Below are 16,641 nucleotides of genomic sequence, written 5' to 3'. Positions count from 1 at the left end.
TTTTTTGAAGTGGAAAAGAGTATCTTTGCAACTATGTTACAACTTGGTGAATTTAATACACTTACTATTTTACGGGAGACCGATCCAGGGCTATTTTTGGGTGATGAAGAAGAAAACGAAGTCTTACTTCCACATAGATATAAGCCAGAAACCTACGAAATAGGAGATAAAATTGAAGTGTTCCTTTATTTGGATAACGAAGAACGTCCCATTGCCACGACAGACGAGCCCTATCTTACACTAAATACCTTTGGGTATTTGCGCTGTAGTGATGTAAATGATTACGGAGCTTTTATGGATTGGGGGTTGGTAAAGCAGCTTTTTGTTCCATTTAAGGAGCAAGCAAGACCCATGAAGACGGGCAACTGGTATATTGTTTATTTATACTTGGATGAAAAAACGAACCGATTGGTAGGCTCCAGTAAAACCAACAAGTATTTAAGTAACGATAATATAACTATTGAAAAATTTGATGAGGTTGATATTTTGGTGACCCATATTACCGAGCAAGGAGCCAACGTAATTATAAATGGAATACACAAAGGGCTCATCTTTGTAGGAGACATTTTTGAAGATATTCGTTCTGGAGACAGAATGAAAGCCTATATCAAGAAAGTACGAGACGATAAAAAAATTGACGTGGTATTACAACCTCCTGGATACCGAAGCATAGAACCCAATGCAAACTATATTTTAGACGAATTAAAAGCCGCTGGCGGATTTCTTCCTTTTCATGATAAAACAGATCCTGAAACCATTAAAAATGAATTGGGATTAAGTAAAAAAAGCTTTAAAAAAGCCGTGGGAAGTTTGTATAAAGACAAACAAATAATTATTAAAGAGGACGGAATCGAATTAATTTAATAACCTCTACCCACTCGATAAGGTGCACAACGTCCACAAATTCCAAAAGGAGGACAAGGGTCTAGCATATCTAATCCACGTTGTTCTTTGTATACAAAATTGGTTACTTTGGTAGAACCATCGGGATTGTATTGGGCATTGCCTCCAAAAGCAGAATACTTTTGCTGTAGCGCTTCTACATTATAATTGGAATTGGATTTAAAACGATCTTGTTTTTCAATGGCAGCAGCCATATCCACGGCTTGCCAATAATTGGTCTCGGTTACTTTATTAAAATCGGTGATGTTTCGAATACTAAAATCACGTTTCGGACCAAAATCAATATCAAAAGCACTCAACTCTGGGACTTCGGGTAAAGATTCAGCATTAATAGTAAAGTAACGCGACTCAAAGTCGTATTGCGCTAAGACACTTAGCGGAAGGAATACCAATATGAAAAGTAATTTTTTCATCCGCACCAAAAGTATCAAAAATGATTCCGAAGTGATAGCCTCTTTTTAAAAATTTAACTTTTTTGAAGTTTCCTTGGGTACAGCATCCTTATGCACCGTAATACTAATGGCTTTTAAGCGCATATAACTTTCACTAAAATACACATAGCCACCATTGGCGTTTCTTCTTTCATCTGTTCCCCAGCTATTTTTTACTTTGTAATATTTAGTACCGTTTTGGTCTGTTAATATTCCTGTAATATGCATTAAATGATCATCGGTGGTGGTGTAGTTTTCAAACTCGCCTTGGCGATAGTTTTGCGAAACTTTCATTTCGGGATATACGCCTTGTAAGGCTTTAATATTGTTTTCTTCATCGGCAGGGATGACCGCCACCCCGTCTTTTGAAGAGAAGGTTTTTTCACTTACATCGCAATCTAGTTCCACAGTAAAACCTTTTTGCAATGCATTATCAATAGAGGCCATCATTTCATCTAGAGGTACATTGTACATGCTTCCGTAGCTCCAGTTATCTGGAATATTCAATATAAATTCTGAATAAAATGGTGCGTGAGTAAAACTGGTGATAGTAACATAATCTTCAGCATTAATTTTTAACATATCTCTAAAGGAAGCAGGCGTATAGCTTTTTCCTTCAAAAGTGAAGGTTGTAGGGTTTTTACCTAAATAAATATCCAAAACTGCTTCAATAGCTGGCTTCCAATTTTTACTCAATTTACTTCCAGGATTGTCGATATAAGTTTTTAGCATCGCTTCTAAAACGGCTACTAATTCGGCGTGATTATGACTTTCTTCTCCACTTTGTAATCCGCTAAAAGCCTCTTGCGGCACTAATCCGTAATCCCGTACCGAATTCATCACATCGTGCGCCAGTCCGCCTTCACTAAATTGTGCTTTTCCTTGTCGCATGACAAAATTTTCAGCTTTTTTAGGGTAAGTGTTACGAACGGTGTACATTTCCGAAAGGTCTATCTGCTTTCCTGTAATTCGAATAATTTCACTTTCCAAAAAAGAAGTGCTCGAAAAACTCCAGCAAGTTCCCGTGCGTCCTTGACTAATGACCGGAGTGGTTTCTAAGTCAATTAATTCGGTAAATTGATAAGGTTGCTGTGCAAAAAGAGATGCAGAAATAAATAGAATGCCGAAGAAAAATAAAGCTTTTTTCATATTATAAAATTTGTGACCTCACGAGTTCCATAATAACGGAATGTAAAGAGAAGTATTATCTTTGAGGTAAATTTACAAATTATGATTACACCCAACTGGAAAACAGCCAAAGAATATACCGATATCACCTATAAAAAGTCCCATGGCGTGGCGCGTATTGCCTTTAATAGACCAGAAGTACGCAATGCGTTTCGCCCTAAAACCACGAGCGAATTGCTAGATGCTTTTCACGATGCACAAGAAGATACCAGTATTGGCGCGGTGTTACTTTCAGCAGAAGGTCCTTCGCCTAAAGATGGAGTCTATAGCTTTTGTAGTGGGGGAGATCAAGCTGCTAGAGGTAAAGAAGGCTATGTAGGAGAAGATGGCTATCATCGTTTAAATATTTTGGAAGTCCAACGACTCATTCGTTTTATGCCTAAGGCAGTGATTTGTGTAGTGCCAGGTTGGGCTGTAGGAGGCGGACATAGTTTGCACGTAGTTTGTGATATGACCTTAGCGAGTAAGGAGCATGCTATATTTAAACAAACCGATGCCGATGTGACAAGTTTTGACGGTGGCTACGGAAGTGCTTATCTCGCTAAAATGGTGGGGCAAAAGAAAGCACGGGAAATCTTTTTCCTTGGAAGAAATTATAGCGCACAAGAAGCATTTGAGATGGGTATGGTCAATGCGGTGGTACCTCATGCAGAATTAGAACAAACGGCTTACGAATGGGCGCAAGAAGTGCTGGCGAAATCACCTATTTCTATAAAAATGCTCAAATTTGCAATGAACCTCACAGACGATGGTATGGTGGGACAACAAGTTTTTGCCGGAGAAGCTACTCGATTAGCCTATATGACCGACGAAGCCAAAGAAGGACGTGATGCCTTTTTGGAAAAGCGCAAGCCTAACTTTACTAAAAGGTGGTTGCCGTAGTTTTTTAGAATTATTTTAGTGGATGTAGATGATCCCTTGGAGTATGATATATGTCATTTATTGTGGGGTAATTAATAGATAATTTTAGGGTGCTTAAAAATTAAATAAGTATCATGGAAAAATCTAGACCAGTATTCAAATTCTTACGTATTCTATTAGGTATATTTTTAATAGCCTATGCACTTAATAAATTCCTACATATTGTCCCAAGTAGCTACGGTGCAATGCAACCACTAGCTCAAGACTTTATTGACTCAGTCGCAATATATCTACCAGCGCTTTACATTTTTGAAATTATTATTGGATTGTTTTTAATTTTTAATAAATGGAAAACCTTCATATATATTGTGTTGTTTCCATTATCTGCTGCGTTTTTAATGTTCAGTTTTATTAATAATGATCTATCAGAAATGTGGCCAGCTATCCTAGTAGCAGCTATTAATATCATTTTACTTCTTTCTAGAAAAGAGAAATATAAAGTACTATTCGATTAAAATAATACAGTAAAATTCATCGCATGACCGATTTACAAATTGCCCAAAGCATATCCCCAAAACACATTAGGGATATTGCTTCAGCACTAGCTATACCCGAAACTCAATTAGAATACTACGGGCAGGATAAAGCAAAACTTCCGTTGTCACTTATTGACGAAAATAAAGTAGATTCAAGCAATCTCGTTTTGGTCACTGCAATAACCCCCACACCTGCAGGGGAAGGGAAAACAACCACTTCTATCGGACTGGGAGATGCCATGTGCCAATTGGGTAAAAAAACAATCACGGTGATTCGCGAACCTAGTTTAGGACCGGTCTTCGGAATTAAAGGCGGAGCCGCAGGAGGTGGATGGAGTCAAGTAATCCCCATGGTGGATATCAACCTTCACTTTACAGGAGATTTTCATGCCATTGAAAAAGCTAATAATTTACTTTCGGCTTTAATAGAAAACAACATACAAAGTAAAACCAAAAGCCTTGGCATAGATCCTCGTACCGTACAATGGAAACGCTGTATGGATATGAATGACCGAGGTCTCAGAAATATTGTCGCTGCCCTAGGCGGAAAAGCAGGAGGTATCCCAAGAGAGACAGGGTTTAATATCACGGCTGCTTCCGAAATAATGGCGATTCTTTGTTTGAGTAACAACTTTAATGATTTAAAAGAAAAATGCGGTGCTATTTATGTGGGTGATACTTGGGAAGGAAAACCTGTTTATGCACGCGATCTTCATGCTGAAGGCGCTATGGCTGTCTTATTAAAAGACGCTATTAAACCTAATTTAGTTCAAACATTAGAAGGAAATCCAGCGATAATTCACGGAGGACCTTTTGCGAATATTGCTCAAGGAACCAATTCTATTTTAGCTACAAAAATGGGGATGAGTTTAGCCGATTATGTTATTACCGAAGCAGGTTTTGGTGCCGATTTAGGCGCTGAAAAATTTCTGAATATAAAATGCCGAACGGCAGGACTTTCGCCTAAAGCTATTGTATTGGTGGCAACCATTCGTGCCTTAAAATACCACGGTGGGAAACCGCTTTCGGAAGTCGCACAAGAAGATACTGAAGCCTTAGAAAAAGGATTTCCCAATCTCGAACGCCATATTAAAAGTTTAAAAAGTTTTGGTATTCCTATTGTGGTATCGGTAAACGGATTTACAAGCGATACCGATGCTGAAAAGCAGTTGCTAAAATCACATTGTGAAAAGTTAGGGGTAGCTGTAACATTAAGCCATGGTTGGGCCGAAGGCGGAAAAGGCTGTCTAGATTTGGCTGAAAAAGTAGTGGAGGCAGTCGCCCAATGTACCACCCAATTTACCCCTACCTATTCGCTAGAAGACTCCGTTAGAACTAAGATTAAGAAAGTATGCGAAACCATTTATGGCGCAGAGCATGTGATTCTGTCTAACGAGGCCAAATCGCAGTTATTGCGCTATGAAAGTTTAGGGTATGGAAATTTACCTATTTGCATCGCCAAAACACAGAAGAGTTTAAGTGATGATGAAAAACAATTAGGCCGTCCTGAGCATTTTGATATTCATATAAGGGAATTTGAAATTGCCGCAGGGGCAGGATTTATTATCCCTATTGCGGGAAATATTCTAAGAATGCCAGGACTACCTGCCACACCTGCCGCCGAGCATATTGATATTGACGAAAACGGTGAGATTGTAGGGTTGTTTTAGCAGAATTTGCTTTTCAACTTTCAACTTTTAAAAAAATTGATTCTATTCTAAATATAATTGTATTTTTAGGTTTCAAATAAAAACCAACCTAACCAAATACAATTTCTTCATGCAAATTATCGAATCCCAAAAAACCTACGATGTTATTATTGTAGGCTCTGGTGCGGGTGGCGGAATGGCTACCAAAGTACTTGCAGATGCAGGTTTAAAAGTAGCTGTAATTGAAGCCGGTCCTTTCTTTGACCCCGCCGATCCTAAAACCCGAACCCAACTTAAATGGCCTTACGAATCTCCAAGACGGGGTGCTGGCACCCAACGTGATTTTGGCGAATTCGATATGGCATACGGCGGCTGGAACATAGAAGGGGAGCCGTATAACCAAATTGGCGATACCAAATTTGATTGGTTTCGCTCTATTATGTTAGGTGGGCGAACGAACCATTGGGGACGGATTTCCTTACGATTTGGGCCTAAAGATTTTAAAGGAAAAGACCGAGATGGTTTAGGTGATAACTGGCCCATTGGCTATGAAGATGTAAAACCCTATTACGATAAAGTAGATAAGCTTATTGGGGTGTTTGGAAGTAACGAAAAACGCGAAAACGACCCGGATGGATTCTTTCTACCTGCACCCAAACCAAGGCTACACGAATTATACTATATCAAAGGAGCAAAAAAGTCGAATGTAGACGTTATTCCTTCACGATTGTCAATACTTACCAAACGAATTAACAACGACCGTGGGGTGTGTTTTTATTGCAATCAGTGTAACCGAAGCTGTTCCGTCTATGCCGATTTCTCATCAGGTTCATGCTTAATTTTCCCGGCTCAGAAAAACGGCGGACAAGTAGATTTGTACGTCAATTCTATGGTGAGCGAAGTCACCATCGATGAAAACGGAAAAGCCACGGGTGTAAAATACATCAATAAAGAAGACCGTCAGCAGTATGCCCTAAAAGCGAGGGTGGTAGTATTAGCCGCTTCGGCCTGTAGTTCGGCGCGTATTTTATTAAATTCAAAAAGTTCAACATTCCCTAATGGTTTAGGAAATAGTAGCGGCCTAATAGGGAAGTACCTGCACGATTCTACAGGAACCGACCGTATGTTCTTTATCCCCGAAATGATGAACCGTAAACGCTATAACGAAGACGGCGTAGGTGGCTTGCATGTCTATTCGCCGTGGTGGCTGGATAACAAAAAGCTCGATTTCCCTCGTGGCTACCACATTGAAGTGTGGGGCGGGATGGGAATGCCCGGTTACGGTACAGGGTTCAATCCTAATTCCTTAAATAAATACCTCGGACTTAAAGTAGGGGGCTACGGAAATGGATTACGCGAGGATGTAAAAAAATTCTACGGCTCTGTGATGGGCGTTTCGGGACGTGGCGAATCGATAGCTATGAAAGACAACTATTGCGAAATAGATCCCACCACTGTGGACGAATGGGGAATTCCGGTATTGCGTTTTAATTATCATTGGACCGACCACGAACGTAAACAAGCCAAGCATATGCACGAAACCTTCGAAGAAATTGGTCATAATATGGGTGCGGTGGTGTTGGGTAACAAGCCTACTAAAGAACAAGACTACGGATTGCTCAATCCAGGCCGTATCATTCACGAAGTAGGTACCACTCGTATGGGAAGCGACCCAAAAACCTCGGTGGTAAACGAATACGAACGCCTACACGATGTTGAAAATGTATTTGTGGTAGACGCCGGGCCCTTTGTGTCGCAAGCCGATAAAAACCCTACCTGGACCATTTTGGCGCTCGCTTGGCGTACTTCGGAATATATTATTGAGGAACTAAAAAAACAAAACCTATAAGCCATGGATAGAAGAGAAAGTTTAAAATCGATGCTTTTAGGCTCCATGGGAGCTGGACTTGCCTTACAAAGTTGTGTCACCACAACACCGCCAGAAGTGGTGGAAGATAAAATTTGGGAATACACCTACGGGCGTACCCCAAAAGAAGAGGAATTTGATAACAAACTCCTGTGTGAGCAGTTTTTTGAAGACGACGAACTCAAGGAAATACACAACTTAGCCAATCTAATTTTACCACCCAACGAACACGGAAGCATTGACGATGCAAAGGTGGTGCCCTTTATAGAATTTATGGCAAAGGATGTGCCCGAGTTCCAAACCAAGATTAAAGGAGGTTTAATGTGGCTGAATATTTATTGCAATGCCAAGTATAAAACCAATTTTGTAAACACTCCCGAAGCCCAACAAAAGGAAGTGCTAGATATGATTGCCTGGCCCGACCCAGATGCCAAAGAACACCCACATGAGGTGCAGTTTTTTTCCTTGATGCGTAATTTGGTGATGACCGGCTATTTTTCTAGCGAAGTGGGTATAAAAGAACTAGGTTATAAAGGAAACACTCCCAACAATTGGGATGGCGTGCCCCAAGATGTCTTGGACGACCACGGACTCGCTTACGACCCAGAATGGCTTGCCAAATGTGTAGACCCTAACACCCGTGGTGAGATTGCGCAATGGGACGAGGAGGGGAATTTGATTTCTTAAATAATTTTTATGATAAAAATAATTAGTAGTATTATATCGCTTATAGTATTACTTGGATGTTCTCGAAATAGCGAATCAGAACAACAAGTAACAATTAGTGTGACTAATTTTAGTATAAGTCTTTCAGAGATTACTTATAATAATCAAGTTATTGGGACTCTTAATGCATCCTCAAGCTCGGGCGCTCTTCAGTTTTCAATTCTTTCACAGGTACCAGACGGAGCAGTTTCAATCGATGCAGAAACAGGCGAACTAATAGTGGCGAACTCAACGTTGTTCGACTATGAAACAAACCCAATAATCTCTGGGACTATAAGATTAAGTCAAGGAAATAACTCAGAAAATGCAAGTTTTCAAATTCTATTAGAAGACGTCATTGAAGGCCTTGTTTTTGAAGGAAATATCGAATTAAATACGCAGCAGGATGTTGATGATTTTGGAGCAGAAAATTATTCGATAGTTAATGGTTATCTTGAAATTAAATATGCTCCTCCCGTAAATGATATTTTAGATTTAACTCCATTAGCAAGCCTTAATCAGGTTTATGCTCTTTTGGTTGCTGGTATCCCGGTAAGTTCCTTGGATGGACTAAGTAATTTACAAAGTTTACAAACGATTGGATTTGCTGAATTACCAAATCTAGAAAACCTTAATGGTTTAAAAAATTTAGAATATGTTGGTGAAACCTTGATACTTCGAGATTTACCTAGTCTAACAAATCTGAATGGATTAGAACAAATCAATTATTTAGGTCATTTTTTGTATGTTAGTGAAAATGATAATCTTTTGAATTTGGATGGACTATCTGGACTTACAAGTTTTAATAATTCTGGAGCCATAGTGGATATTGTTATTGAGTTTAATCCTTTGCTTACAAGTTTGGAGGGGCTTTCCAACATTCAAGCATCATCAGTAGTTAATAAAATTGAAATACTTGCAAATGATTCTCTGGAGAATCTTAACGGACTTCAAGGTATATCGGGCTCTATAAGGGATGTTATTGTATCCGGTGCTAATCTAACGGATCTTAGTGGATTGAAAAATATTACTACTATTCATAATTTGAATATTATTCGCTGTTTTTCTTTAACTACTCTGGATCATCTTACACAGCTAAATAGTATTACAGGAGGTTTTTTTCTATTTAAAAATCATTTATTAGGTGATGTTGATAAGTTTTGTGAAGTAAATCTAATGTTGAACGGTTTTGGTTTGGAAGAAATGTCCCTTTTAACAGATTTATCTTGTTTTAATGGTATTAGCTCGGTAGAGTCTAGTATAAATATTTACCTTAATGACAATTTACAGAGTTTAAATGGATTAGAATCCTTGACTAATGTAGGTGATAATTTAAATATAGCGGGAAACCCCAACCTTACTGACTTTTGTGCCTTAACTACATTAGCAAATGAAAATGGCGTTGGTGGATCGTTCCAAACTTATAATAACGCTTTTAACCCTAGTTTGGAAGATATTCAAAACGGAAATTGTAGTCTATAAATATGCTAACTTGCCTAAACAATAATTGTTTAATTTCTATTATACGCCTCCGTATGCACATTTTAAACAGCACGCCCACTAGGGTCATTCATATTTTTAAAACTTTCATTCCATTCTAGCGTAACGGCACTACTAGAGATACCTTGTAGAAGGATTATTTTGCAATTAATTCGTTTTCTATCCCAAGATTCCTACTAAAAAGACAAAGGCGAATTATGGATGCCATAATTTAAGGCCAGTAAAACAGGCATAATTATGGAATTGGCAAAATATACCTACTTAAATTTTCATATTCTTATCGAAATGGAGTTATTCAAAAATCGTATGTATCATCTAAAAATTATTGTTCAACTTTGCCTGCTTAAACTCTTTAAGCATGCACAACGCATTTATAAAAGGAACAGGCTCTTACGCTCCTAAGAATATCGTTAAAAATAGTTTTTTTGAGTCGGTAGGTTCTTCAGACGATTGGATATACAAGAACTTAGGAATTAAAGAAAGACGTATTTCTACTGGCGAAACCACCAGCGATCTTGCTTTTCAAGCTGGAAAGTTGGCTATAGAAGATGCTGGTTTAACACCTAAGGATATCGACCTCATTATTTTAGCTACCGCTACTCCAGATCGTCCCGCACCGTCTTGTGCTTGCTTTGTTCAGGAAAAACTAGGGGCAGTTAATGCTGTTGCCTTCGATATTTCTGCTGTATGTTCTGGGGCATTGTTTGCCACTGCTACGGCCGCTCAATTTATAAAATCTGGAATGTATACCCATGTCCTTGTAATAGGTGCCGATACTTTTTCGAATATTACAGACTGGGAGCGTCGCGATTCGGTTTTCTTTGGAGATGGAGCAGGAGCTATGGTACTTTCGGAAACCCAAGAGGATAAAGGATTTGTGGATTTTTTATTATATACAGATGGCTCTGGGAAAGAGCATTTTACAATACGTGCGGGAGGCTCCGAAAAAGTAACCTCAAAGGAAACCATTAACAATAAAGATCATTTTTTTAGCATGAACGGCCCTGAAGTCTATAAAACTGCTACCGAGGTAGTACCTAAGTGCATTAATGAACTATTAAAAAACAATAATGTTCATATAGACCAAATTGAAGCATTACTTCCACACCAACCAAGTATTGGGATTTTAAAATCGGTAGCCCAACAAATTGGATTGCCTTTTGAGAAAGTAAAAACCAATATGGATCGTTATGCAAATACCTCGGGGGGCACAATACCTATCGTTTTAGATGAAACCCTAAAAAACGAAACCTATAAGAGCGGTGATTATTTATTGTTCGCTGCCGTGGGCGCAGGTTGGACTTGGGGATCTGCATTATATAAATGGTAACTTTTTAAAAAATACATATGCTTAAGAATCAAACCTATTTAATTACGGGAATTGCAGATAAAAACTCACTAGCCATGTATGTTGCTAAGGAAGTGATTAAAAATGGCGGAAGTGTTGTTTGTACAGGATTGGGTGTAAGTAAGTTTCACCACAATCTTTCAGAACGTGCTACTTCATTTTTAAACAAAAACTTCGAAGATTTTAAGGCATCTATTACTGAAGAACTAGGCGATTATCAAACGGAAATTTTGGATGTAACATTAGAAGAGAATGTTGAAGACTTTGCTAAAAAGTTACAAGCAAAAGGAGTACGGCTTAATGGATTTTTACATGCCATTGCAATGGACAAAACCATTAGGGACAAAAAAGTGAAACCCCTTTTGGATGTTTCATTAAGTGAATTTTGTGATACCATGGATGTTTCGGCATATTCTCTTATTCGATTATCACATTACTTATTAAGATATAATGTGTTACAACCCGGGGCTTCTATTTGTTCTTTAAGTTATATTGCTGCGGCTAAAGTAACCTTTCACCCATACCGAAACATGAGTATTGCCAAAGCTGCCCTAGAGAGAATTACGGTAGAACTCGCAGACGAACTAGGTCGTAAGCATAATATTCGTGCAAATGCTATTCGCTTTTCAACATATATGGGTAGTAAAGCAGGTAACGCTACCTTAACCGATGCTGATGTTGCAAAAAGTGAAAAAATGAGCCCGCTGGGCAATGCAAGTCCTCAAGATTTAGCAAATGAAGTGATCCATCTTTTTAGACCCAACGGACGTATTACGGGTGAAATTAGACATGTGGATGGTGGTTACCATATTACAGGCTAATTATTAATAGTTAACCTCTTTGTTTACATTAATAGCCTTTCTCGTGTACATTAGATACCGCTCTACCACTAGGATCATTCATGTTTTTAAAACTTTCATCCCATTCGAGCGCTACTTGGCTACTACAAGCAACACTAGGAACGCTAGGTACAGTTAAAGCAGCCGCATCACTAGGGAAATGCTCCTCAAAAATGCTTCGGTAATAAAACTCTTCCTTACTAGTAGGCGTTTGGATAGGGAAACGGTATTTGGCATTGGCAAGTTGCTCGTCGGTTACTTCACTATTTACCATTTCTTTTAAGGTGTCTATCCAACTATAACCCACGCCATCACTAAACTGTTCCTTTTGGCGCCACGCCACCGCTTCAGGAAGCATATCACCAAAGGCTTCTCGCAATACCCATTTTTCCATGGCTTGCTTGTCTTTGGGGCTACTTTGTCCTGCAATGATCATTTTATCTTTAGGGTTTAAACGCATCGCCACATCCATAAATTCTTTGTCTAAAAAGGGTACCCGACCTTCAATCCCCCAAGACGCCAAGCTCTTGTTGGCACGAAGACAATCGTACATATGTAGTTTGTCTAGCTTACGCACGTTTTCTTCGTGAAAATCCTTCGCACTGGGTGCTTTATGGAAATAGAGATACCCACCAAAAATTTCATCGGCTCCTTCACCAGAGAGCACCATTTTAATTCCCATGGCTTTTATAGCTCGTGCTAACAAAAACATAGGTGTCGAGGCTCGTATTGTAGTGATATCATAAGTCTCCACGTGATAAATCACATCTCGTATGGCATCCAGCCCTTCTTGTATGGTAAAATGAATTTCGTGGTGTACAGTCCCTAGGTGGTCGGCTACTTTTTGTGCTGCAGCTAAATCGGGAGAGCCTTCCAGTCCAATGGCAAAAGAGTGGAGACGCGGATACCAAGCGTTTTCCACATCGCCACTTTCAATACGCTTATCGGCATATTTTTTGGCAAGGGCAGAGGTAATGGAGCTATCAAGTCCGCCAGAGAGCAACACCCCATAAGGCACATCACTCATAAGTTGGCGATGCACGGCTGCATCTAAAGCCTTGCGTAAGTCTTCAATGGAAGTTTCGTTATCTTTTACGTTGTCGTATTCCATCCAATCGCGGGTCCACCAGCGTTTCAGTTCTCCCTCTTTACTGTATAAATAATGTCCTGGAGGAAAGAGTTCAATTTTGGTACACACGCCTTCTAGCGCTTTTAATTCGGAAGCCACGTAAAATGTCCCGTCTTTATCCCAGCCTATATACAAGGGAATAATCCCCATATGGTCACGAGCGATGAGGTAGGCGTCGTTTTCTACATCGTAGAGGGCAAAGCCAAAGATTCCGTTGAGTTCGTCCAGAAAGGAAGTGCCTTTTTCTTTATAGAGGGCAAGGATGACTTCGCAATCGCTTTTGGTTTGAAAGTTGTACCGACCTTCAAATTGTTTTCTTAGTTCGTTATGATTGTAGATTTCCCCATTAGCGGCAAGTATTAACTTTTTATCTTCCGAAAACAGCGGCTGTTTCCCTGAAGTAGGATCCACAATAGCCAAGCGCTCATGCGCCATAATGGTTTTTTCGTTATCGTAAATCCCACTCCAATCGGGACCGCGATGCCGCAGGCATTTTGCCATAGTTAATAATTGAGGACGTAAATCCTCACTAGGTTGTTTCAAATCGAAGGCACATACAATTCCGCACATAAATTTTATTTTTTTATCATTAAAAAACCCGTCAAATTTTGAAACTTGACGGGTTAGGTATAGGGTACAAGTTTCTGTTACGGGTTTCCGTTATTATTGTTATTAAAATTGAAAACAGATAGTAACATCACTTGGATTTTGTCTGCTACAAATATGGCAATTTTTTTTTCGGAAAAGCAAATAATGCAAGAATTATTTTTCGACGAGTTCTTTTAGTTTCTGAAGTGCCTTTGGCCAGGTTTCCTTAAAATATGTTTCATATTTGGTAGTAGTGTCTGCGTGAACCTTCAATAAGGTTGTTCCCTGATGACTTTCAAAAAAATACTCTTCCATAGCACCGCTAAAACTTTCTTCTTCATTTTTATCGTGTATCACTTCTCCATTTTTAATATAAGCTCGATGCTCAATACTAACTAAACGGTTTGGGATATTCTCTTTAACAAAACTGGACATTCCATTGATTGTGCCATCTGGTTCTTTTGATAGAAATTGGACCGTACTTCCCTTTTTCCAAGAGCCTTCTATATAGGAATCGGGGTGAAAGGGAGCAACCCATTTACTAAAAAGGTCTTTATCTAAAATACTTTGATAAACCTTGTTAATTGGAGCATGGATGACTATTTCGAAGGTTAGTTTTTTCATCAATAAGCAGCTTACCTAATTATCTTAGGTTGGGATAATCCTCGGGATTGCTTTCGTGCATCATTTCGTATACTTTTTCGAAAACATCTTCGGTAGAGGGTTTTGAAAAATAGTCACCATCGGTTCCATAGGCAGGACGATGTGGTTGTGCCGTAAGGGTTTGTGGTTTACTATCCAAAAAACGATACCCGTTCTGTTCGTTTACAATATGCTCCAAAATATAGGAGGAAGCTCCTCCTGGCATATCTTCGTCAATGACAAGCAAGCGATTGGTTTTCTGAACGCTTTTTACAATATCATGGTGTAAATCTAAGGGAAGTAGGGATTGGATGTCAATCACTTCAGCATCAATACCCACTTGTTGTAATTCTTTTGCAGCCTCTTGCACAATACGAAGGGTACTTCCGTAGGAGACTAAAGTTATGTCACTTCCTTCTTTTACGGTTTCTACCACGCCAATGGGAGTTCTAAATTCCCCTAAATTGGAAGGCATCTTTTCTTTAAGTCGGTAGCCATTTAAACATTCAATAAGCAATGCAGGCTCATCGCTTTCCAACAAAGTATTGTAGAATCCTGCTGCTTTGGTCATATTTCGTGGCACCAAAATATACATACCTCGAAGTAAATTAATCAAGGCACCCATTTGAGAGCCGCTATGCCAAATTCCCTCTAATCTATGACCACGCGTACGCACAATGAGCGGTGCTTTTTGCTTCCCTACGGTTCGATAACGAAGCGTTGCCAAATCATCGGTCATAATTTGAAGGCAGTACATGATATAATCGAGGTACTGAATCTCAGCAATGGGACGTAGACCACGCATCGCCAATCCAATTCCTTGTCCTAAAATAGTAGCTTCACGAATTCCTGAATCACGAACTCGAAACTCTCCATATTTTTCCTGAAGCCCTTCTAAGCCTTGGTTTACGTCACCAATGGCGCCGCTATCTTCTCCAAATACAAGGGTTTCTGGATGTTTACTGAAAATAGTGTCGAAATTATCGCGAAGAATTACACGTCCATCAACCTCTTCGGCATGGTCATCGTAGGTGGGAAGTACTTCTGATATGTTGGTCGCTTTTGAAGGTAATTCGGAATAAAGGTTCGAGCTAAATTTTGGCTGCACGATTTCAAAAAAGTTATTTACCCAATCCTGAAGCTGTTTCTTTTCGGAAGAATTTTCAGCAGCGACATAGCGAAGTGCTTTTCGTGCTTTTGAAATAATATCCCTGCGAAGCGGTTCTTTATTTTCGGCTAATTCTTCCTTAATTTTTTCAATAAAGATTTTATTCTGGCTACTTTCAGCAAGGTTTCCAATTAAGGTAATGGCTTCTTTTTGTTCTTGTTTGTGATCCGCTAGAAATGCAGTCCATGCTTTTGTTTTCCCTTCTCTAACTTTCTTTTTAATGCTTTTCTCAATTTCTGAAAGTTCTTCATCGGTGGCAAAATTATTTTCAATAAGCCACTCACGCATTTTCACGTTACAATCGAATTCTCTTTCCCACTGGAGTCGCTCATCACTTTTATAACGTTCGTGAGAACCACTGGTAGAGTGTCCTTGCGGTTGTGTGAGTTCTACCACGTGAATAAGCACAGGAACGTGCTCTTCACGGGCAATTTTCCCAGCTTTTTCAAAAGTTTCCACTAGGGCAGGGTAGTCCCAACCTTTTACTTTGAATATTTCATAACCCGCTTTTTCCTCGGTACGTTGAAATCCGCTCAACACTTCCGAGATATCTTCTTTGGTGGTTTGATGCTTTGCGTGTACCGAAATTCCATATTCATCATCCCAAACACACATCACCATAGGAACTTGTAATACGCCAGCGGCATTGATGGTTTCCCAAAATAAGCCTTCGCTGGTACTGGCATTTCCAATGGTTCCCCAAGCGACTTCATTTCCGTTGATAGATAATTGGGCGTGATTTTTCACCTCATCAACATTTCTGAAAATTTTGGATGCCTGAGCCAATCCTAATAATCGCGGCATTTGCCCGGCAGTTGGAGAGATGTCTGAACTGCTATTTTTTTGTTTGGTAAGGTTTTTCCAGGAGCCGTCTTCATTAAGACTGTGCGTCATAAAGTGTCCGCCCATTTGGCGGCCTGCGCTCATGGGATCGGCTTCAATAGTCGTATGCGCATATAAACCTGCAAAAAATTGTTCGATGTTTAATTGGTCATTACACATCATAAAAGTTTGGTCACGATAGTAACCACTTCGCCAATCTCCTTTTTGAAATGCCTTTGCCCAAGCGAGTTGAGGCACTTCCTTTCCATCACCAAAAATCCCAAATTTTGCTTTTCCCGTAAGAACTTCACGTCTTCCTAACAAACTACACTCCCGACTTGTTACAGCTATGGTGTAATCTTTTAAGACTTCCGTTTTAAAGTCTTCAAAAGAAAGTGCACCGTTCGTTTGTGGGTTTGTTTGCATAAGGAATGTTTAAGTTGCAAAAGTAGCAAAAATTACAAT

General features: G+C 39.4%; 14 protein-coding genes. 9 read left to right on the top strand and 5 right to left on the bottom strand.

Going from position 1 to position 16,641, the window contains the following annotated elements:
- The first annotated feature begins 33 nt into the window (after positions 1 to 33).
- Positions 34 to 864 (top strand): CvfB family protein, encoded by an 831-nt coding sequence (locus tag KXJ69_RS05150; protein WP_219051905.1) that lies wholly within the window; start codon positions 34 to 36, stop codon positions 862 to 864.
- Here KXJ69_RS05150 and KXJ69_RS05145 read toward each other — a convergent pair.
- The gene (locus KXJ69_RS05145; protein WP_219051904.1) at positions 861 to 1,316 is read right to left on the bottom strand and encodes a hypothetical protein; all 456 of its coding nucleotides are present in this window, start codon (positions 1,314 to 1,316) and stop codon (positions 861 to 863) included. The two genes, KXJ69_RS05150 and KXJ69_RS05145, sit on opposite strands and share 4 nt — an antisense overlap.
- 45 nt (positions 1,317 to 1,361) lie before the next feature.
- Positions 1,362 to 2,483, bottom strand: a complete 1,122-nt coding sequence (locus KXJ69_RS05140) for a C1 family peptidase (protein ID WP_219051903.1) — start codon at positions 2,481 to 2,483, stop codon at positions 1,362 to 1,364.
- 81 nt (positions 2,484 to 2,564) lie between these two features.
- On the opposite strand from KXJ69_RS05140, the gene KXJ69_RS05135 reads away from it, so the two are divergent.
- The 8 genes from KXJ69_RS05135 to KXJ69_RS05100 all read left to right on the top strand — a co-directional run bounded on the left by KXJ69_RS05135 (position 2,565) and on the right by KXJ69_RS05100 (position 11,809).
- Complete coding sequence (locus KXJ69_RS05135; protein ID WP_219051902.1) at positions 2,565 to 3,404, top strand: 1,4-dihydroxy-2-naphthoyl-CoA synthase; 840 nt, start codon at positions 2,565 to 2,567, stop codon at positions 3,402 to 3,404.
- 113 nt (positions 3,405 to 3,517) lie between these two features.
- Positions 3,518 to 3,898 (top strand): DoxX family membrane protein, encoded by a 381-nt coding sequence (locus tag KXJ69_RS05130; protein WP_219051901.1) that lies wholly within the window; start codon positions 3,518 to 3,520, stop codon positions 3,896 to 3,898.
- Between the two features lie 23 nt (positions 3,899 to 3,921).
- Entirely contained in the window at positions 3,922 to 5,589 is a 1,668-nt protein-coding gene (locus KXJ69_RS05125) for a formate--tetrahydrofolate ligase (RefSeq protein ID WP_219051900.1), read from the top strand.
- 109 nt (positions 5,590 to 5,698) lie between these two features.
- Positions 5,699 to 7,417 carry a GMC family oxidoreductase gene (locus KXJ69_RS05120; RefSeq protein WP_219051899.1) on the top strand — a complete coding sequence of 573 codons (1,719 nt, stop codon included), beginning with the start codon at positions 5,699 to 5,701 and terminating at the stop codon, positions 7,415 to 7,417.
- A 3-nt stretch (positions 7,418 to 7,420) separates the two neighbouring features.
- A complete protein-coding gene (locus tag KXJ69_RS05115; protein WP_219051898.1) occupies positions 7,421 to 8,122 on the top strand; it encodes a gluconate 2-dehydrogenase subunit 3 family protein in 702 nt (233 codons plus the stop codon).
- A 9-nt stretch (positions 8,123 to 8,131) separates the two neighbouring features.
- Complete coding sequence (locus tag KXJ69_RS05110) at positions 8,132 to 9,622, top strand: cadherin repeat domain-containing protein (RefSeq protein WP_219051897.1); 1,491 nt, start codon at positions 8,132 to 8,134, stop codon at positions 9,620 to 9,622.
- A gap of 376 nt (positions 9,623 to 9,998) precedes the next feature.
- Positions 9,999 to 10,970 carry a 3-oxoacyl-ACP synthase III family protein gene (locus KXJ69_RS05105; protein ID WP_219051896.1) on the top strand — a complete coding sequence of 324 codons (972 nt, stop codon included), beginning with the start codon at positions 9,999 to 10,001 and terminating at the stop codon, positions 10,968 to 10,970.
- A gap of 17 nt (positions 10,971 to 10,987) precedes the next feature.
- Positions 10,988 to 11,809 carry an SDR family oxidoreductase gene (locus tag KXJ69_RS05100; RefSeq protein ID WP_219051895.1) on the top strand — a complete coding sequence of 274 codons (822 nt, stop codon included), beginning with the start codon at positions 10,988 to 10,990 and terminating at the stop codon, positions 11,807 to 11,809.
- Between the two features lie 28 nt (positions 11,810 to 11,837).
- Here the strand turns inward: KXJ69_RS05100 and asnB are convergent, their stop codons facing one another.
- The 3 genes from asnB to KXJ69_RS05085 form a co-directional block, all read right to left on the bottom strand.
- Entirely contained in the window at positions 11,838 to 13,526 is a 1,689-nt protein-coding gene (gene asnB / locus KXJ69_RS05095; protein ID WP_219051894.1) for an asparagine synthase B, read from the bottom strand.
- A gap of 192 nt (positions 13,527 to 13,718) precedes the next feature.
- The gene (locus tag KXJ69_RS05090; protein WP_219051893.1) at positions 13,719 to 14,168 is read right to left on the bottom strand and encodes an SRPBCC family protein; all 450 of its coding nucleotides are present in this window, start codon (positions 14,166 to 14,168) and stop codon (positions 13,719 to 13,721) included.
- A gap of 19 nt (positions 14,169 to 14,187) precedes the next feature.
- A complete protein-coding gene (locus KXJ69_RS05085) occupies positions 14,188 to 16,602 on the bottom strand; it encodes an alpha-ketoacid dehydrogenase subunit alpha/beta (protein ID WP_219051892.1) in 2,415 nt (804 codons plus the stop codon).
- Positions 16,603 to 16,641: the final 39 nt, after the last annotated feature.

Origin of the sequence: Halomarinibacterium sedimenti (assembly GCF_019312585.1) — a bacterium.
GTDB classification, from domain to species: domain Bacteria; phylum Bacteroidota; class Bacteroidia; order Flavobacteriales; family Flavobacteriaceae; genus Halomarinibacterium; species Halomarinibacterium sedimenti.
The sequence above is the reverse complement of the archived record's forward strand: the minus strand, read 5'-3'. Positions and strand labels throughout refer to the sequence as shown.